The organism is Corallococcus sp. CA047B, from assembly GCF_003612065.1.
In the GTDB taxonomy this organism is placed as follows: Bacteria; Myxococcota; Myxococcia; order Myxococcales; family Myxococcaceae; genus Corallococcus; species Corallococcus praedator.
Genome location: NZ_RAWD01000008.1, coordinates 29,855 through 48,308 on the forward strand (window position 1 = coordinate 29,855; position 18,454 = coordinate 48,308).

13 protein-coding genes are annotated in these 18,454 nt (G+C 71.1%); 8 read left to right on the plus strand and 5 right to left on the minus strand.

Annotation, left to right across the window (positions count from 1 at the left end; genetic code table 11):
- Positions 1–23 precede the first annotated feature (23 nt).
- The gene (locus D7X74_RS42880) at positions 24–5,870 is read right to left on the minus strand and encodes a hypothetical protein (protein ID WP_158622160.1); all 5,847 of its coding nucleotides are present in this window, start codon (positions 5,868–5,870) and stop codon (positions 24–26) included.
- A gap of 163 nt (positions 5,871–6,033) precedes the next feature.
- Between D7X74_RS42880 and D7X74_RS02845 the strand changes: the two genes are divergently transcribed.
- Entirely contained in the window at positions 6,034–6,534 is a 501-nt protein-coding gene (locus D7X74_RS02845) for a GNAT family N-acetyltransferase (RefSeq protein WP_120531362.1), read from the plus strand.
- A gap of 16 nt (positions 6,535–6,550) precedes the next feature.
- On the opposite strand, the gene D7X74_RS02850 is transcribed toward D7X74_RS02845, so the two are convergent.
- Positions 6,551–7,120: a uracil-DNA glycosylase family protein gene (locus D7X74_RS02850; RefSeq protein WP_120531363.1), complete on the minus strand. Its 570-nt coding sequence runs from the start codon at positions 7,118–7,120 to the stop codon at positions 6,551–6,553.
- Positions 7,121–7,227: 107 nt separating this feature from the next.
- Positions 7,228–7,629 (minus strand): hypothetical protein, encoded by a 402-nt coding sequence (locus D7X74_RS02855; protein WP_233601935.1) that lies wholly within the window; start codon positions 7,627–7,629, stop codon positions 7,228–7,230.
- A 159-nt stretch (positions 7,630–7,788) separates the two neighbouring features.
- Here D7X74_RS02855 and nth point away from each other — a divergent pair, with 159 nt between their 5' ends.
- Entirely contained in the window at positions 7,789–8,502 is a 714-nt protein-coding gene (nth, locus tag D7X74_RS02860; RefSeq protein ID WP_120531364.1) for an endonuclease III, read from the plus strand.
- 6 nt (positions 8,503–8,508) lie between these two features.
- On the opposite strand, the gene D7X74_RS02865 is transcribed toward nth, so the two are convergent.
- On the minus strand, positions 8,509–9,780 hold the full coding sequence (locus tag D7X74_RS02865; protein ID WP_120531365.1) for a phosphatidylserine/phosphatidylglycerophosphate/cardiolipin synthase family protein: 1,272 nt from the start codon (positions 9,778–9,780) through the stop codon (positions 8,509–8,511).
- 145 nt (positions 9,781–9,925) lie between these two features.
- On the opposite strand from D7X74_RS02865, the gene D7X74_RS02870 reads away from it, so the two are divergent.
- The 6 genes from D7X74_RS02870 (at position 9,926) to D7X74_RS02900 (ending at position 18,116) form a co-directional block, all read left to right on the plus strand.
- The gene (locus D7X74_RS02870) at positions 9,926–12,340 is read left to right on the plus strand and encodes an acyl-CoA dehydrogenase (RefSeq protein WP_120531366.1); all 2,415 of its coding nucleotides are present in this window, start codon (positions 9,926–9,928) and stop codon (positions 12,338–12,340) included.
- Positions 12,337–12,852, plus strand: a complete 516-nt coding sequence (locus tag D7X74_RS02875; protein ID WP_120531367.1) for an ester cyclase — start codon at positions 12,337–12,339, stop codon at positions 12,850–12,852. Before D7X74_RS02870 ends, D7X74_RS02875 begins: the two co-directional genes overlap by 4 nt.
- 56 nt (positions 12,853–12,908) lie before the next feature.
- Positions 12,909–14,024, plus strand: coding sequence for a serine hydrolase (locus D7X74_RS02880; protein WP_233601936.1), 1,116 nt, complete (start codon positions 12,909–12,911; stop codon positions 14,022–14,024).
- A gap of 53 nt (positions 14,025–14,077) precedes the next feature.
- Positions 14,078–15,496, plus strand: a complete 1,419-nt coding sequence (locus D7X74_RS02885; protein WP_233595295.1) for an MBL fold metallo-hydrolase — start codon at positions 14,078–14,080, stop codon at positions 15,494–15,496.
- A 93-nt stretch (positions 15,497–15,589) separates the two neighbouring features.
- Positions 15,590–16,039: a DUF3293 domain-containing protein gene (locus tag D7X74_RS02895; RefSeq protein WP_120531368.1), complete on the plus strand. Its 450-nt coding sequence runs from the start codon at positions 15,590–15,592 to the stop codon at positions 16,037–16,039.
- 163 nt (positions 16,040–16,202) lie between these two features.
- Positions 16,203–18,116 (plus strand): bifunctional UDP-sugar hydrolase/5'-nucleotidase, encoded by a 1,914-nt coding sequence (locus D7X74_RS02900; protein WP_120531369.1) that lies wholly within the window; start codon positions 16,203–16,205, stop codon positions 18,114–18,116.
- Between the two features lie 12 nt (positions 18,117–18,128).
- Here D7X74_RS02900 and D7X74_RS02905 read toward each other — a convergent pair whose 3' ends face one another.
- Positions 18,129–18,452, minus strand: coding sequence for a hypothetical protein (locus D7X74_RS02905; protein ID WP_233595296.1), 324 nt, complete (start codon positions 18,450–18,452; stop codon positions 18,129–18,131).
- Between the last annotated feature and the right edge of the window lie 2 nt (positions 18,453–18,454).

An 18,454-nucleotide genomic window follows, 5' to 3' on the forward strand; every position in this document is an offset into this window, starting at 1 on the left:
AATCGTTGTACGTCAAACAGCGATCATCCCTCCCAGGTCGCGAGCAGGTCTCGCACCCGGGCGTACCTCTGGAGCAGGGCAGCGCGGTGGGCGCTGAGCACCACCATGAAACCCACCACCAGCAGGCCCAGCAGCGACAGGAACGCGGCGCCCACGCGGTGGTCGCGCATGCCGAAGCGCACCAGGTTGGCGGCCACCGCCGTCACCAGGAACCCCGAGCCCAGGTACACGTAGGAGCGGATCCGCAGCGCGATGCCCGCGCCCACGCCCACGAGGCAGAGGAAGACGCACAGGATCATCGCCTCGCCGTCGTTGAACAACAGCGGCTTCCACGCCCCCGCCACGTAGATGCACGTCACCGCCACGGCGCGCAGCTGCGCGTAGGCATCCTGCGACAGCCCGCCCCGGAACACGCGCAACAGCGCCAGCACGGACAGGCCCGCGGGGATGGCGTAGTGCTGCGGCTCGCCGGCGCCGGTGCCCAGCCACACGAAGAACAGCGCCAGGTTGAAGGCCGCGACGGACATCAGCGACGCGGGCCCCTTCTCCTTCGAGGCCGAGGCGAGCGCCGCGAAGTGCGCCGCGTAGCCCACGAGCAGCGCCACCGCCACGAAGGGCTGGCCCCACGGCAGCGACAGCAGGCCCGCCAGCGGGAACCACCACGCGCCCGCGATGGCCGGACGGCGGAAGGCCTTGAGGCCCGCGCCCTCGCGCCGCACGAACAGGTACAGGCCGATGAAGACCGCGCCCCCGATGAGCGACGCCAGACTGTCCGCCGAGCCGAGGCTCGCGTTCACGCCCAGCACCCGCACGCAGAGGTAGCCCGTCGCCACCAGCGCCTGCGCCATCCACGCGGCGGCTTCGTCCTCGTCCTTCGCCGCGCGGCGCACCAGGGCGAAGAGCAGGATGACCAGCCCGCCGCACGCCACCCACGCCTCGCGCGACGCACCGTCCGGGCCGCGCACCGTCAGCACGCCCAGCAGCACCTCCGCCAGCGCGAGGCCCGCGAAGGCACGGCCCATGCGACCGCGCACCTTCGTGCCCGCCACCGACAGCACCAGCGTGGCGAGCAGCGCGGTCGCCGCGCCGAAGTACGGGAAGATGAACTCCGCGCCCCGGCCGGTGGAGTACACCGCGCCGAAGTGCACGATGAAGGCGTGCACGGCGAAGAGGGACGCGGACCAGCCCACCCACTCGCGCTCACGGCGGCGCGCCACCACCGTCCACGCGGTGGCCAGGCCGAAGAGCACGCACAGCGGCATGCCCGGGTGCTTCAGGCTCCGCAGGCTGCCCAGCGACAGGAGCGCCAGCACCGCGCCACCGTGATGCAGCGCCGAGCCCACCGCCACGCCGCGGACATCCAGCCCGAAGCCCACCAGCGCCAGCACCAGCCCCACTCCGGCCAGCACCGCGGGCGTCCACAGCGGCGGCACCGCGGCGACCAGCACCGCGCCCAGCAGCGCCGTGGCCCCGTTCATCATCAGGCGCTCGCGCGTCACCATCAGCACCAGCGACGTAAGCCCCGCCACCAGCGCCACCGACAGGGGCAACGCCCCCGGCCCCGCGTCCATCAGCCGCAAGCCCACCAGCAGGGCCGCCACGCCAGCGCCGCCCACCCACAGGGGCTCGCTCCACGTGCCCTCGATGCCCGGCGACAGGCGCGCCGCGGCGTTCGTCAGCGCGCGCTGCACGGCGCCGGACTGGCACAAGGCGGACAGCACGGCGGCGACCAGCGCCACGCCCGCCACGAGCAGGCCCGCCTCCGGACGCCACTCGCCCACCGCGAACGAGGCCGTCTGACCCAGCGGCGCGAGCGCGAACGCGCCCACCGCCGCGGTGAGCAGCCACCGCTGGGACAACAGGAAGGCCGCCGCCAGCAGCACGCCGCCCAGCACCGCGAGCGCACCGGGTGTCGGCGCGGTGAGGACGGAGATCAGCGTCACGCACAGGGCCCCGCCCACGGCGGTGGGGCGCAGCGCTTCATCGCGCGGGCCCCGGAAGAAGGCCGCCAGCGCGTCCGGCACGTGGTGCGACGCCAGGGCGAGAGCCAGGAGAAGGACGGTGGCGAAGGGCCGAGCCTCCGGAATGAACATCAGGAGCACGGAGGCGACGCCCACGCGGAGCGACGGCCGGGGACCCGGCAGCAGCACCAGCGCGAGCGCGGAGACCAGGGCCGTGCGCTGGCCCACGTCCGGCACCAGCAGCGACAGCGCGCCCAGGCCCGCGACCGCCAGTTGCATCCACTTCGACATCGACTGGCGCGGGGCTTCGTCATGCGAGCGCAGGAGCCACGAGGCCGCGGACGGCACGTGCTCCACGACGCGCACGAGCAGCAGCGGATAGAGCGGCAGCAGCGCGACCCACGCGGGGGGATGCATCACGGCCGCGATGGACAGCATGCCGTAGGGCACCATGAGCGCCGCGGCGAAGGGCTGGCGCAGCGTGCGCGTCCACAGCAGGGGAAGCAGCGCCGGCCCCATGAGCGCGAAGAGCGTGGCGTGGGGAAGCCGGGCCAGTGCATGGCCGTTCCAGCACACCGTGGAGGCCCCCAGCACCACCATCGCGGCCAGCGTGGAGACCAGGGAGAAGGACTCGCCGCCCGTGGCGATGCGCCGCACGGCGGGCACGTCGTCCAGCAGGGCCAGGACGCTGAGGAACGTGGCCAGCCCCAAGAGCGCCAGCGGACCGGCCGTGTACAGCGCGACGCCCGCCTCGATGGTGGCCATCAGCAGGCCCAGCGTGGGAGGCAGCGCGCGCGTGGTGAGCAGCGCCGCCAGCGCCGCGCCCAGCAGGAACAGGGTCTGCTGGCCCGGGCCCGCCATCTCCGCCGGCACCAGCGGCAGGAGGAGCGCGAGGATGCCTGCGGTGACGGTGCTCGCGCTGCGGCCCTTGCGCGCGGCCACCACGGAGGCCAGGAGCGACGCCGCGATGAGCAGGACCAGCGACACGGCCGGCGGCAGGCCCCACGCCGAATAGAAGGACAGGTCCGGCAGCAGCGAGATGCCCACGAGCACGACCGCGAACGGCCGCGCGTCCGGGAAGCTGCGCGAAGCCACCGCCATCGTCGCGGCGGCGGTGAGGAGCACGGGCCCCAGGAAGGGCTGCTGGCTCATCAACCCCCACAGCACGGCGCTCCCCGCGTACAGGAGGGCCGGCACGCCCAGGCGCTTGAGCAGGCCGCCGCGCTCGCCCAGGAGCGCGAGCACCAGCGAACCGCCCACCATCGCCGCGAGCACCGCCTGCGTGGAGTGGACGGAGCCGAGCTTCGGCAGGAGGGCCACCGCGAGGAAGGCACCGAAGGCCAGGTAGCCTTCGTGGCGCAGCCGGTACGCGGCCAGCAGCACGCCCGCGCTGCCCAGCGCCATGCCCACGACAGGGGCGGTGACGGGAGACGACCCCACCCCGATGGCGAATCCGCACGTCGCGAGGACACCGACCACCGTGCCCAGGAAGCGCTGCGTGCGCGCATCCTCCAGGCGCCACACGAGGAGCGCGAGCCCCAGCGCCAGCGCGCCGGCCACGACCGTCGCGGGCCCCGGCCCGAAGGCGATGACACCGGAGAACGGCAGCAGGGCGAGGAGCACCGAGCCCACCGCGGTCAACGGGAAGCGCTTGAAGAGCAGGCCCGCGCCCAGGGACAGCACGCCCAGGGCGAGCGTGGCGAAGAAGGCCGGGCGCGCGTCGGTGCCCAGGTGTCCGTAGAGCGCGAACGCCGGCGCGGCCCAGGTGGTGGCGCGCAGCAGCACATCCGCGAGGCCCAGGTCGCGCGCGTCACCGGTGCGCTCGCCGCGACGCTGGACGCGGTAGGCGAGCACCAGCCCCGCGAGCACGAAGGGAATCGCGGTCAGCGCGCCGTACTGGAAGGGCAGCACCTCCGAGGGCGGGTAGCCCAGGCGCGCCTTGAGGGCGTTGAGCAGGAGCGTGGCCGCGTGCGGAATGAGCTGCACGCTGGACGCATAGGAGAGGTAGGCGCCGAAGTACGCCGGGTAGAGCCACTTCAGGCGGGCCACGGTGCCGCGCGACAGGGACACCAGCGTGCCGGTGAAGATGGCGGCGGTGAGGAAGAGGGCCGGCTGGGTGCCGCTGATGGCGGCCGCGAGGCAGGCCACCTGGAGCGCCACGGTGCCGACCGCCAGCGAGTCGGCGGAACGCTCGGCTTCGAGCGTGCGGAAGCGCAGACAGGTGGCGAGCAGGAAGGCGACGAAGGGTGCGTAGGTGCCGGCGGGAACGGGCGCGCCCGCGGTGGCCAGGGCCAGGTGCAACCGGATGGCGAACAGCGCCGTGAGGTACAGGGGCGCGGTGAGGGCGAACGCGAGCGCATCTCCCTTGCGCTGCGGGGTGACGGTCTTGCGAGACAGCAGGAAGAAGAGGAGGCACGGCAGGGCGTTGAGCCACACCGCCGGAGCGCCGATCCGCGCGGCCAGGGGCGCAAGGCCCATGATGAGCGTGGCGCCGACGAGGCCCACCTGGATGAACGGACGCGAAGGGGCGTCGAAGGACTCGGCGGGTTTGCGCGCGAGGAACGCGGCGACGCCGGCCCAGACGAAGAGCAGCGGCACGAGCAGCACGGGGTGCACGCCGTCGAGTTGGAGGGATTCACCAAACCCCATGGGCCCCAGCGCGACGCCGCCCAGCGGGGCCACGGCGGAACCGATGAGGCCGAGGATGTGGCCCGGCTTGCGCAGCGATTCGCGGCGGGCGAGGAAGCCGCCCCACACGGAGAAGCCAACGGAGTAGCCCACGGTCATCACGAAGACGGTGAGCGAGCGGGTGACGGACGTCATCCCGGCCCAGGACTCGAAGACGAAATAGAGCGTGCCGGAGAGGATGAGGAACGCGCCGATGAACCACGCGATGCTTTCGTAGAGGAACGGCCGCCAGACGCGGCTCCACGCCGACGTCTCCTCGACGAGGCGCGCGGTGCGGCTGCGCGGCGCGGGCGGATCCATGAACGGCTCGCCCGGGTTCGGAGGCAGCGGGCGGGACGCAGGAGCGCGGGCCGCGTTCATCGGCCGGGCGTTGGCGCCCACGGGCGGGCGGACTGCGTTCGGACCGGGTGCGCCCGTCGTGGGGCCGGGCTTCGCGACATGCGGAAGGCCGGAGACCGGGGTGGCGACTCCCAGGGATGCGGAGACATCAAGCTGGGAGAAGTGAACGGCGGAGGAACCCGCGGCGGGTGTTGCCCCCGTGTTCGGGAGGGCGTGCGCCGCGGAGTTGGCCGCGTCGGTATGGGCGGCGGAGGCGGATGCGTCGGAAGAGGCAGAGGCGGCTGCGTCGGTGAGGGCGTGAGCAGCGGCAACGTCGGCGGGCGTGTGAGCAGCGGCTGCGTCAATGAGAGCGTGAGCGGCGACACCCGATGCATCGACGGAGGCGTGAGCGGCATCCGCGACGACGTTGGCCTCCACGGACATGCCGTGCGCGACGTGCGCCTCGGAAGCAGTAGCGGAGACGTTCTCTCCGGCGACGTGCTCATCCGAAGCAGTGACCGCCACGGAGGCGTCAACCTCCGGGCCCTTGGACGCAACGAACGCCACGGGACCGACGGCAAAGGCACCCTCCCCCATCCTCGGGGTGACGGCCTCGCTCCGGACCGCCTCCACATCCGGTGCGGACGTCAGCGACTCAGCGGGCGTCTCGGTGAGGACAGAGAGGAGGACGCGAGCCTGTCGCTCGTAGCGCTCGGTGAGCAGGCGGCGCACGTGGGGTGGCACGTCGGAGGCATCCCAGCGCGGCACCTCGTCCAGGAGGAAGTGGACGTGCGCGAGTTCGGCCTCGATGGCGGACCGGGCTCGGGCGGACAGATGGGTGCCGCAGAGAACGCACTGGCGGGCACTTCCCAGGCGCTCCTGACGACAGGCAGGGCAGTACATGGAACTTCCCCCTCTACAACGGACGTGCCACGCAGAATGCCCTGGAAGGGCGCGGGATTGAAATCCACCGGGGTGCGGTAGGCGGGTGGCACCTGTGCAGATCGCTGCACACGTGCACACCCGACGCTGGCCGCCGGGAACGACTCATGGGACCGTGGAGGTCATGAGCACGGATCTGACGTTGCGGCCCATCGAGGCCCGGGATGACGCGGCGGTGGCGGCGGTCATCCGAGCAGTGATGCCGGAGTTCGGAGCGGACGGCCCAGGCTTCGCCATCCACGACCCCGAAGTGGACGCGATGAGCGCGGCCTACACCCGGCCCCGGCACGCCTATTTCGTCGTCGAACATGAGGGTCGGGTGGTGGGAGGCGGAGGCATCGCGCCGCTGGACGGGGGTGCGCCGGACGTCTGCGAACTGCGCAAGATGTACTTCCTGCCGCAGGCCCGGGGCCACGGCGTGGGCGAGCGCTTGTTGAGACACTGTCTGGAGTTCGCGCGCAGCGCCGGCTATCGCCAGTGCTACCTGGAGACGCTGGCCGGCATGGCGCAGGCCCAGAAGCTCTACCAGCGCCTCGGCTTCGAAACCCTCTGCGCCCCCATGGGCCGCACCGGGCACTTCGGCTGTGACCGCTGGTACGCGCTCGACCTCACCAAGGGTGCCTGAGCGATACGCTCCCGAACTATTCCGGCTCCGGCTCCGGCTCCGGCTCCGGCTCCGTCAGGGCCTTGGCGATCGACTTGACGCTCACAAGGTTGATGTAGCGATTCTTCACGATGCGCGTGATCGACCGCGCGACAGTCGGGTCGGAAAACCAAGCCAGCGCCAGCGCCTGCGCTGCGACATTGCCGAAGAGCACGACCGTTTTGTACTGCTTCTCCTTAATGAGTTCGGCGAGCCACCGGCTGCACGCCTTAACGACGGGGCTCAGCGGCGGCAAGTCACGCCCTCTTTCGTCCTGGCCGGGGTAGCAGTTAACCGCCTCCGCGATGTCGAACTCCTCACGCGTCTTCCCGGCCTTGGCCAACGCGGCATTGAACCTCTGGCTCGCGGAGTTGTTTTCCCCCGACGACAGCGGCTTACCGTCGCTCCACTCATTGATGCCTGGTGCTTGCAACAGCAGCAGCGTCTCCGAGCCGTTGATTTCAGCGCTCAGCGGAACGTGGGCCCGACCATCTCGGGGAGGAGGAACCCGCCCCTCGCTGGGGTGGTAGGGGCATCCACGGCATATCTTGTTGTCCAGGTCCGGCATGATGGCTGCTCCTGCTGTCAGCTCCCGAAGCGCTCCGCACTCAGAACCGATGTGTCAGACAAGCGCGGCAACGCACCGCCAGCCCCAAGAGGTCGAGAGCCAACGGACTAGGGCATGAAAGCACGTCGCGCGAGGATCTTCCCCTCGGGTGACACCGCGTACAGCTCGAACCAGTCGAACTCCAGGCTGCTGCCCACGGGCCATCCACATCGGTCGATACGTCGGTCGACGCGAACGAAATAGACCCCGCCCTCCTGCCCCACCACCACATCCAGCGAGCGAGCAGACGACTCGCACGCGCCAGCATCCTGTTTGGGAAAGTTGGCCAGCACGCGTTGAAGCACAGCATGCGCCGCCAGGACCGCCGGGCCCTCCAGGGTCGCGAGCGGATGCAGGTCGGTGGGCCACTGGATGCCCGCGTCCGTCAGCCCGGCATCGGAACGCATGGGGGTGCTTCCGCCGTCCGCCACGAGCGACACCAGGAGCAGGACGTGAAGGGGTTTCAGCAAACAGCACCTCTCCAGCAGGGACGATGAATCGGCATCATCGGGGGGTTAGCACGCACCAGGAAGTGAACCTGCCTGCTCCCTCTCCCATGAAGGGAGCAGCAAGTGCAACGCGGCGAGTCTTGTACTCCCGACCCAACTTGTCAGGTCAGGAGGCCCCGCATGGCGGACAAACCCACGACAGCCCCACGCCGCGCGCCCCGTGCCCAGACAGACAAGCTCCCGTTCGACATCGAAGAGGTCCTGCGCCGCATCCGCCACGAGGTGCGCTCCTTCGCTGACGCCGCGATGTTCGAACTCGCCGCCAAGGGCCACGGCTCCCTCTTCGAGCAGCTCATCGCGTGCATCCTCTCCATCCGCACGCTCGATGAAGTCAGCCTGCCCGCGTCCCTGCGCCTCTTGAGCCGCGCGCCCACCCCGGACGCCCTGGCCCGCCTCACGCCCCAGGACATCGACGCGCTCATCCAGCCCGTCACCTTCCACGAAGCCAAGGCGTATCAAGTCCACGCCATCGCCGTGCGCACGCGCGACGAATTCCACGGCCAGCTCCCCGCAGACGCGGCCATCCTCCAGTCCTTCAAGGGCGTGGGCCCCAAGTGCGCGCACCTGGCCCTGGGCATCGCGTGCGGCCACGAGGTCATCAGCGTGGACATCCACGTCCACCGCATCACCAACCGCTGGGGCTACGTGAAGGCCAGCACACCGGAGCGCACGCTCGCCGCGCTCGAAGCCGTGCTCCCCCGCCCCTACTGGGTGGAGCTCAACCGGCTCCTCGTCCCCTTCGGCAAACACGTGTGCACCGGCTCCCGCCCGAAGTGCTCCACCTGTCCCGTGCTCCCCTACTGCCGGCAGGAGGGCGTCACCTCCCACCGGTAGCAGCGCCTACCGGTCATGCCCCGCGAACTGCGTGGCCCGCCGCGCGAACCTCCGCCATGGATTCGTCCGCCCGCCGTTCTGCAGCGTGATCTCCTTCGAGTGCCGGACGTCCTTCTCCCAGCACCCCTCCAGCTTCGCGGCGATCTCCTTGTCCTCGAACACCAACGACCCTTCGCTCAACTTGTTGAGCGACAGCGCATCCAGGTTCGTGGAGCCCACCACGCACAGCCAGTCATCCACGAGCATCGTCTTCGAGTGCAGCATCGCAGGCTGGTACTCCCAGATGCGCACCCCCGCCGCCAAGAGCCGCTCGTAGGTGGACCGCTGTGACGCGCGCACCACCGGCACGTCGTGGTGCGGCCCCGGCCCCAGCACGCGCACGTCCACGCCCTGCCGGACCTTCACCTCCAACTGCTCCAGGATGTCGTTGGGCGGCGTGAAGTACGCATTGGCGATCCACAACCGCTTCGTCGCCGCGGCCACCACCAGCCGCACCATCCGCTCCGCCTCCGTGATGCCCAGCCGCCCGGAGCTTTCGATGAACGCCGCGCACCCGCCGCCGTCCGCCTTCAACTCCGGGAACGCCTCGCGCGGCAGCAGCCCGCCGCCGGACTCCTGCCAGTGCTTGGCGAAGGTGACCTGGAAGCGCCGGACCTCCGGGCCCTCCACGCGGATGTGCGTGTCGCGCCAGTTGTCCTCCTTCAGCCCGTCGCCCTCCCACACCTTCCAGATGCCGAAGCCGCCCGTGTACGCGACGCGCCCGTCCACCACGACGATCTTCTGGTGTGAACGCCCCAGCAGCCGGCCCAGCACCTTGCCCGCGAGCAGCCGGTAGTAGTGCACCTCCACGCCCGCGTCGGTGAGCCGCTTCTCCACCTTCTGGTCGAAGTCCTTGTCCCCGGTGGTCTCCTCGCTGCCCACCGGATCCACCACCACGCGGCACTGCACCCCCGCGCGCGAGCGCTCGGTGAGCGCTTCCACGAAACGGTCCGACAGCTCACACGGCCGCCAGATGTAGATGAGCATGTGGACGCTGTGCTTCGCCGCGCGGATGTCCTCCAACATCCGGTCGAAGACCTCGCTGTTCTCCAGCAGGTGCACCCGGTGCCCCGGCGACAGGCCCACGCCCGTGGACTGGTAGAGCGCGAAGGAGAAGCCCTCCGGACCGGGCGGCAGCTCGAACGGTCCCTGCATCTCGTGCTTGCGGTTCGTACCGTCCCCATCGAACCCATGGGCCCCCGGCTGGGGCAGCAGTTCCACATCCTGGAGCTCGCTCATGGGCTGCAACGTAGGAACGGACAAGCCCCCAGGGCAGTCCACCGCCCGTTTCCTCGGCCGCAAGGTGAACAGGACCCCATTCCGTCGTTGCCGCCACCTTCCACCATGGCGAGACTGCGCCCGTTCCCTCGCCTGGAGAGATTTCATGCTCGATGCCACCTCGCGTCCCTCCGCCCGGGAGCTGCTCTCGCAGTCGGGCCTCGCCCCCCTCATCCCCATGCTCTACGTCGCCTGGACGGACGGCGAGCTGACGGCCGAGGAGCTTCGCGCCCTGGGCACCGCCGCCCGCGCCCAGCCCTGGCTCAACCTCAAGGCCAGCAGCGTCCTGGCCCTCTGGGTGGATCCGCTGCGTCCGCCCTCGCCCCGCGAGCTGTCCCTGGTGCGCGACCACATCCGCGCCACCGCCGAACGGCTGGCCACCAGCAACCAGCAGAACCTCGCGGAGCTGGGCGTGCAGTTGGCCCAGGTGCTCGCCGGCGAGGCGCCGCTCGACGTGCCCGTGGCGGAGCTCGCCCAGGCCCTGCACGCGCTGGAGGCCACGCTGGGCGTGGACGGCAAGGAGGCGGTGCGCTCCCTGATGCCCCACGCGTCGCGCGCCCCCTACGCCGAGGCGCGCTCGCACACGGCGTCCTTCGACCCCGCGGCGATGACCGACGTGCTGGAGCGCACCTACCGCGACGTGCGCAAGCAGGTGCGCGGTTGGTTGGAGGACGCGGACTTCCGCTACAAGGAAGGGCTGGACACCGACGCGTACCGCGACCAGGTGTTCGACTGGCTCAAGCACCTGGCCAACGACGGGCTGGGCCAGCTCGCCTTCCCCAAGGGGCGCGAGGGCGGCGCGGACCTGGGCGCGTTCATCGCCGCCTTCGAGACGATGGCCTTCTTCGACTTGAGCCTCGTCATCAAGGCGGGCGTCCACTTCGGCCTGTTCGGCTCCAGCATCCTGTTCCTGGGCACGAAGCGGCACCACCAGCAGTACCTGCCGCAGGTCGCGACCCTGGAGCTGCCCGGCTGCTTCGCGATGAGCGAGCTGGGCCACGGCTCCAACGTGCGCGACTGCGAGACGGTGGCCCGCTACGACGCGGACACGCGCGAGTTCGTCATCGACACGCCGTCGGAGACCGCTCGCAAGGAATGGATTGGCAACGCCGCCCGGCACGCGCGCATGGCCACCGTGTTCGCGCAACTGGAGGTGGACGGTGAGCGGCTGGGCGTGCACGCGCTGCTCGTTCCGCTGCGCGACACGCACGGCAAGGTGCTCAAGGGCATCCGCATCGAGGACTGCGGCGAGAAGATGGGCCTCAACGGCGTGGACAACGGCCGGCTGTGGTTCACGAACGTGCGCGTGCCACGCGAGAACCTGTTGGACCGCTACGGCCAGGTGACGGAGGCCGGCGAATACACCAGCTCCATCACCGGCGACTCCAAGCGCTTCTTCACCATGCTGGGCGCGCTCGTGGCGGGTCGGGTGAGCGTGGCGTGCGCTTCCTTAAGCGCGGCCAAGAGCGCGCTGACCATCGCCGTGCGCTACGGCGACCTGCGCCGCCAGTTCGGTCCCACCGGTTCTCGCGAGGTGCGCCTGCTGGACCACCAGTCGCACCAACTGCGCCTGCTGCCGCTGGTCGCCAAGGCGTACGCGCTGGACTTCGCGCTGGAGCACCTGGTGGACCGCTACGTCCACCGCACGGAGGACGACGCGCGCGAAGTGGAGGCGCTGGCCGCGGGCCTCAAGGCCTACGCGTCATGGAACGCCACCGCCACGGTGCAGGAGTCGCGCGAGGCGTGCGGCGGCCAGGGCTACCTCACCGCGAACCGGCTGCCGTCCCTCAAGGCGGACACCGACGTGTTCACCACCTTCGAAGGGGACAACACCGTCCTCATGCAGCTGGTGGCCAAGGGCCTGCTCACGGGCTACCGCCAGCGCTTCGAGGACGACCGCGTCTTCGCGGTGCTCAAGCTCATCGTGGACCGCGCGGCCCTGGTGGTGACGGACAGGAACCCCATCGCGGGCCGGCGCACCGACAGCGACCACCTGCGCGACAGCGACTTCCACCTGCGCGCGCTGAGGTTCCGCGAGGAGGAGATCCTCTCCTCGGTGTCCAAGCGCATCCGCAAGCGGCTCACCGCGGGCGTGGAGGCGTTCGAGGCCTTCAACCAGGTGCAGACCCACCTGCTGGCCCTGGCGCACGCGAGCGTGGAGCGCATCGTGTTGGAGCAGTTCCTGCTGGGCGTGGCGGCGGTGAAGGACGAAGCGCTCAAGCCGGTGCTGGGGCGGCTGGCGGACCTGTTCGGCCTCTCCTGCCTGGAGTCCGCCAGCGGCTGGTTCCTGGAGCACGGCTGGCTGGAGGCGCCCAAGGCGAAGGCCATCCGCAAGGAGCGCGTGAAGCTGTGCGCGGAGCTGCGGCCGGACGCCGTGGGGCTGGTGGACGCGTTCGGCATTCCCGACGCGTGCCTCGCGGCCCCCATCGGGCTGGGACGGCTGGCGCCCGGCGGTGAACGCTTCGACGACGTGGCGGCTGACGGCGCCCCCACGGGCTCGGCAGACTCGCGCGCGACATGAGGACACGTGCGTGGTGGGTGGTGCTGGGGCTCCTGGGGATGACCGGCTGCGCGGCGGTGTCCCCGGCGGAGCGGGCCCAACGGGTGAGCGCGGACAACAAGGAGCGCGCGCGCCTGTTCACCGAGGAGGTCTACAACCAGAAGCGCCTGGACCGCATCCCGGAGTACGTCGCGGCCGACTACGTGGACCGCTCGGAGGACGCGCCCGCGCAGCTCCGGGGCCCGGAGGTGGTGCGCACCCAGGCCCAGGCCGGCTTCGCGCTCTTCCCGGACCTGCGCTTTGAGCTGCTCCACGTCCTCGCGGAGGACGACTGGGTGCTGGTGCGCTGGCGCGCGGTGGGCACCGACGCCCAGGGCCCCGTGGACGACGACGGCAGGCCGCCCTCGGTGACGCTCCACGGGGACTCCCTCTACCGGCTGCGCGACGGACGCTTCGTGGAGTCGTGGGACCTCACCGACCGGCTCTCACCGCTGCTCCAGCGGGGCTACAAGGTCGTGCCGCCGACGCCCTGACGAAACCTTTTCGCGGAGCACGGGTTGAAGGGGACTCCATCTCCTGGAGGCCCCTGGTGCTGAACATCCGAGCGTTGCTGCTGCTGGCCCTCACCCTGACCGCGTGTGGAGAAGCGTCCTCTTCCCCGGACGACCACCCGACGCCGCCGGACGCGGGCGTGCTGGATGCCGGGACCGTGGATCCCTTCGCGAAGGTGGATGCCATGGTCGCGGAGAGCGTGGCGGACGCGGGCGTACCGGGGGTGACGCTCGCGGTGTACGACGCGCAGGACCGGCGCGTCTTCGTGAAGAGCTACGGCGACTTCGCGCCGGACCGCCGGGTGGCCATCGCCTCCGCGTCCAAGATGGCATCGGGCCTGGCCCTGTTCCGGCTGGTGGACGCGGGCGTGCTGTCCCTGGACTCCACGACGGGCGAGGTGCTTGGGTGGACGGGGCCCCAGGCGGGCATCACCCTGCGCCACCTGCTGTCCTTCACGTCCGGCCTGGAGCCGAACCACCCCTGCACCGTGCAGATGGGGGGCACGCTCGCGCAGTGCGTGGAGGCCATCGCGGCCGGTACGCCCGTGGCGCCTCCCGGCACGCGCTTCGACTACGGCTCCGCCCACCTGCACGTCGCCGCGCGCATGGCGGAAGTGCGCACCGGCAAGCCCTGGCAGGACATCTTCGACGAGCAGGTGAAGACGCCGCTGGGGCTGACAAGCGCGGAGCTCGCCTACTACACCTTCCCGCGCAACACGCTGGGCACCAGCAACCCGCTCATCGCGGGCGGCCTGCGCTCCACGATGGACGAGTACGCGAAGCTGCTGGGCGTCGTGTACCACCGGGGCACCGTGGGGGGCGTGCCGTTCGCGTCCGCCTCGCTCTTCGACGCGCAGTCGCGCGAGCCGTATGACGTCGTCATCGGCAGCTCGCCCATGGTGGACGGGGGGCTGACGTACCACTACGGCCTCACCGCGTGGCTGGAGTGCGACACGCCCTCCACGGGCTGCGCGGTCGTGTCGTCGCCCGGGGCGTTCGGATTCACCCCCTGGGTGGACCGCGACAGCGGCTACTACGCCATCCTGGGCATGCAGTTGGAGGCGACGAACGAGGAGCGGGTGGGCGCCTTCTCCGTGGGATTGGAGCAGCGGCTTCGCCCGGAGATCCGCGCCGCGGTCGCGGCGACCCCGTAGGAACTCGCCGCTTCCCATTGACACCCGCGCACCGGACCCATCAGGGTCCGGGCATGAAGATGAACGCCGGGCCCATCCGGGCCGCAGACAAGGCCCGCCAGAGCGCCTTCCGCACGGCCTTTCCGCCCCACGGCCCCCAGGGTTCATCCTGGGGTAGCAAGCTGCTGCGAGTGTTCGGGTGGGCGCTCGTGCTGCTGGTCGCCTTCCTGCTCGTCGTCGTCTTCGATGGCTGGGAGTCCTTCGGCCGGGGCGCGGACGGCGCGCGGCGCGAGCGGATGGAGAAGTCTCCGCAGTGGAAGGACGGAGGCTTCGTCAACCCGCAGCCCATCCTCAACCACTGGGAAGAGTCCCTGTCGGCCATGTTCAATTCGAGCCCCGACAGCGCGCCCCAGACGCCGCTGACGGTGCCGCCCATCGATCCGAAGCGCTTCGCCACGCCTCCGCCGGGCGGGCTGCGCGTCACCTGGCTGGGGCACTCGTCCACGCTGGTGGAGGTGGACGGGCACCGCGTGCTCACGGATCCGCTGTGGGGCGAGCGCACCTCGCCGCTCGGGTGGATTGGCCCCAAGCGCTGGTTCCCCGCGCCCATCGCGCTCAGCGACCTGCCGCCCATCGACGCGGTGGTCATCTCCCACGACCACTACGACCACCTGGACTTCGCGACCATCCGCGCGATGAAGGACTGGAACACCACCTTCGTCGTGCCGTTGGGCATTGGCGCGCACCTGGAGTACTGGGGCGTGCCCGCGGAGCGCATCGTGGAGCTGGACTGGTGGGAGCGCACGCGCGTGAAGGGGCTGGACATCGTGTGCACGCCCGCGCGGCATGCGTCGGGCCGCTTCCTCCAGCAGAACAAGACGCTGTGGGCGGGCTGGGCGCTCGTGGGCTCCCAGCACCGCGTCTATTACTCGGGCGACACCGGCCTGTTCCCCGCGATGGAGGAGATTGGCGCGAAGCTGGGGCCCTTCGACATGACGATGATTGAGACGGGCCAGTACGGCGCGGGCTGGCCGGACTGGCACCTGGGGCCGGAGCAGGCCGTGCTCGCGCACCGGCTGGTGCGCGGCCGGTTGATGCTGCCGGTGCACTGGGGGCTCGTCACGCTGGCGACCCACTCGTGGACGGAGCCCATGGAGCGCTCGCTGGCGGCGGCGAAGCAGGACGGGGTGAGCGTCACCTCGCCCCGGCTGGGACAGGACTTCCTCGCGCAGGCACCTCCCACGGAGCGCTGGTGGCCGGAAGTGCCGTGGCGGACCGCGCAGCAGGACCCCATCGTGGCCAGCCAGATTCCGCCCGAGCTCCTCGTGGGGCATCCGGCCCTGCCGCTCCTCGCGGCGCCCTCGGCCCCGACCCCGACGACCCCGCAGGCCGCGACGCCGCCCGCCGCGACGCCGCCGACGTCGGCTCCGCAGGGCACCAACCCCGCGCCCACGAGTCCGCAGTCCGCGACCGCACAGGGCACCCAGCCGTAGGCCGCGCGCACAGGCAGCGGATCCGCATGAACAGCCCCGTGGACCGGGGGCCTTCGGGTCGCCGGTGCTCAAGGCATGCCCCCAGGGGCCGCGATGCATGACGAACCGGCGGATCCGCTGCGCAAGGCCTTCGAGTCCACGGGCTACGTCGTGCGCGCGCACCCCCTCGTCGGAGGCGTGAAGCACGTGCTGCGCGTGGGTGCCACGCACCCGCTGCTCGACGCCGCGCTCACCGCGCACGGCCACACGTCCTGGGCCTTCCTCACCGCGTGGAACCCCCACGCGCGGGCGCACGGCTCGCGGACCAACGCGCGGCTCCAGCGCACCTTGCGCGGCCTGCTCGAAGCCCGCGGCCATCACCCCGTGTCCGCCGTGGGCGTGGCGGACGACCGGAGCTGGTTCGAGGAGAGCCTCTTCGTCCCCGGCATGTCGCGCGACGAGGCCCGCCACCTGGGCGGGCTGTTGCGCCAGAAGGCCGTGCTCCAGGGACGCGTGGGCGGCGTCGCGGAGCTGCTGTGGTGCCAGGCGTCCGCCCTCCCCTGAACCCGCCCCTGCGTGTCGTTCACGTCACATCCAGAGGGCCGGCACCCATTCGGGACCCAGCCCTCACGCGAACGTCATGCGACGGTGCCAGGGTCCCCGCCGTCCGGAGGGGGAGCTCACATCGCGGTCACCCCTCCGCTGTCTGAATCCAGGAGCCGTCCCGATGCAACCTTCTGTTCCCGCCGCGCGTGATGTCGCGCGTCCCAGCGTCTTCCTCCTCGCCGGTGCCTTCGTCACGGGCCTGCTGCTCGTCCTGCACGGAGGCTGCGGCAATCAAGAATGCGTGAACGCCTTCGACTGCGCGGGGCAGGTCACCCCAGACAGCCAGGGCAATGGCTGGACCTGCGTCGAACACGTCTGCCAGCGCGTCACCTTCCCGCCGCCCGCGGAGACCGACGCGGGCACCAGCACCGACGCCGGCACCCGCGACGACGGAGGCAGCGCGGCGACGGTGTCCGTGAAGATCATCGCGTTCAACGACTTCCACGGGCAGTTGGAGCCCGCGGGCGGTACCGGCGGACAGATCATCACGGCCCTGCTGCCGGATGGCGGCGCCGCGGACCGCGTGAACGCGGGCGGCGCCGTGTACTTCGCCCGCCACGTCGCGGACCTGCGCGCGAAGAACCCGAACACGGTGGTGGTCTCCGCCGGTGACCTCATCGGCGCCACGCCGCTGCTCTCCGCCCTCTTCCACGACGAGCCCACCATCGAGGTCATGAACCAGGTGGGCCTGGACCTGGCCGCGGTGGGCAACCACGAGTTCGACGAAGGCGGCTCGGAGCTCCTGCGCATGCAGGCCGGCGGCTGCCACCCGGTGGACGGCTGCCAGGACGGCACCGGCTTCGAGGGCGCGCGGTTCAAGTACCTCGCGGCCAACGTGGCCACCGGCCCGGACCGCACCCTCTTCCCGCGCTACGACGTGCGCACCTTCGAGGGCGTGAAGGTGGCCTTCATCGGCATGACGCTGGAAGGCACGCCGCAGATCGTCACCCCGTCGGGCGTGGCCGGCCTCACCTTCAAGGACGAGGTGGAGACCGTCAACGCGCTGGTGCCAGAGCTGAAGTCCCAGGGCGTGGGCGCCATCGTCATCGTGGTGCACGAGGGCGGAATGCCCGCGCTCGACTCGCTCTACAACGAGTGCAAGGGCATCTCCGGCCCCATCCTGGACATCGCCCAGAAGCTGGACCCCGCCGTGAACGTCATCGTCAGCGGCCACACCCATCAGGCCTACAACTGCTCGCTGAGCGGCAAGCTCGTCACCAGCGCCGCCTCCGTGGGCCGGCTGCTCACGGACATCGACCTGACCCTGGACGCGAAGACGGGCGCCCTGACGCAGGCCCAGGCCCAGAACGTCATCGTCACCCGCACCGTGACGCCGGACCCCACCGTCACCGAACAGGTGGCCCGCTACAAGGGCCTGACGACGCCACTGGAAAACCGCGTCATCGGCTGGATTGACCAGACGCTCACGCGCGGCGACATCCTGAAGGACCCCACCGGACAGTCCACCATGGGCTTCGTCATCGCGGACGCCCAGTTGGAAGCCACGAAGCCCGCGGGCCAGGGCGGCGCCGTGGTGGCCTTCATGAACCCGGGCGGCGTGCGGAGCGACCTCGTGCGCGATGCGGCCAACCCCAGCGACACCGGCGCCATCACCTACGGCGAGGCCTTCACCGTGCAGCCCTTCGGCAACAGCCTGGTCACCCTGACGCTCACGGGCGCGCAGATTGAGCGCCTGCTGGAGCAGCAGTTCCGCCCTGGCACCGCCACCCGCATCCTCCACCCGTCCGCGGGCTTCTCGTATGCGTTCAGCGCGGCGGCGCCCCTGGGCTCCAAGGTGGACCCGGCCAGCATCCAGCTCAACGGCGTCACGGTGGATCCCGCCGCCAGCTACCGCGTCACGGTGAACAGCTTCCTCGCGCCGGGCGGCGACGGCTTTACCGTCCTCACGGAGGGCACGAACCTGCTGGGCGGCGCGGTGGATGCCGATGCGCTGGAGGCGTACCTGACGGCGAAGAGCACGGAGGCGAATCCGCTGCCGGCCCCGGCGCTCGACCGCGTCACCCGGCTGCCGTAACCGCGCGGCGCTTCAGCGACCCGAGCCGCCCGTCGCGGGGCTCGCGTCGCTGGGCTGGAAGGTGCTGGAGGTGGGCGGGAACGTGGGCGTGATGTCCAGGCGGCGTGAACCCGTCACGCGCCGCGCCAGCTCATCGAAGTCCAGCTCCAGCAGCTTGCCGGAGCCCTCCTCCGGGAGCGCGAAGCGGATCCGCCAGTAGTTGGGGCTGACGCGCACCGCCTCGCCCTCGCCGCCCTCCGCCAGCAGGACGCCGTTCTGGTGGGCGTACTCCGCGCCAGCGTCGACGACGTTGCGCTCGCCCAGCTCCGCCTGCACGGACGCGGACGAGGGCGGCACGG

What these genes read in the sequence shown, in the direction of transcription:
- D7X74_RS42880 (WP_158622160.1), bottom strand. Translation starts at nt 5,870, where the DNA reads ATGTACTGCCCTGCCTGTCGTCAGGAGCGCCTGGGAAGTGCCCGCCAG.
- D7X74_RS02845 (WP_120531362.1), top strand. Translation starts at nt 6,034, where the DNA reads ATGAGCACGGATCTGACGTTGCGGCCCATCGAGGCCCGGGATGACGCG.
- D7X74_RS02850 (WP_120531363.1), bottom strand. Translation starts at nt 7,120, where the DNA reads ATGCCGGACCTGGACAACAAGATATGCCGTGGATGCCCCTACCACCCC.
- nth (WP_120531364.1), top strand. Translation starts at nt 7,789, where the DNA reads ATGGCGGACAAACCCACGACAGCCCCACGCCGCGCGCCCCGTGCCCAG.
- D7X74_RS02865 (WP_120531365.1), bottom strand. Translation starts at nt 9,780, where the DNA reads ATGAGCGAGCTCCAGGATGTGGAACTGCTGCCCCAGCCGGGGGCCCAT.
- D7X74_RS02870 (WP_120531366.1), top strand. Translation starts at nt 9,926, where the DNA reads ATGCTCGATGCCACCTCGCGTCCCTCCGCCCGGGAGCTGCTCTCGCAG.
- D7X74_RS02875 (WP_120531367.1), top strand. Translation starts at nt 12,337, where the DNA reads ATGAGGACACGTGCGTGGTGGGTGGTGCTGGGGCTCCTGGGGATGACC.
- D7X74_RS02885 (WP_233595295.1), top strand. Translation starts at nt 14,078, where the DNA reads ATGAAGATGAACGCCGGGCCCATCCGGGCCGCAGACAAGGCCCGCCAG.
- D7X74_RS02895 (WP_120531368.1), top strand. Translation starts at nt 15,590, where the DNA reads ATGCATGACGAACCGGCGGATCCGCTGCGCAAGGCCTTCGAGTCCACG.
- D7X74_RS02900 (WP_120531369.1), top strand. Translation starts at nt 16,203, where the DNA reads ATGCAACCTTCTGTTCCCGCCGCGCGTGATGTCGCGCGTCCCAGCGTC.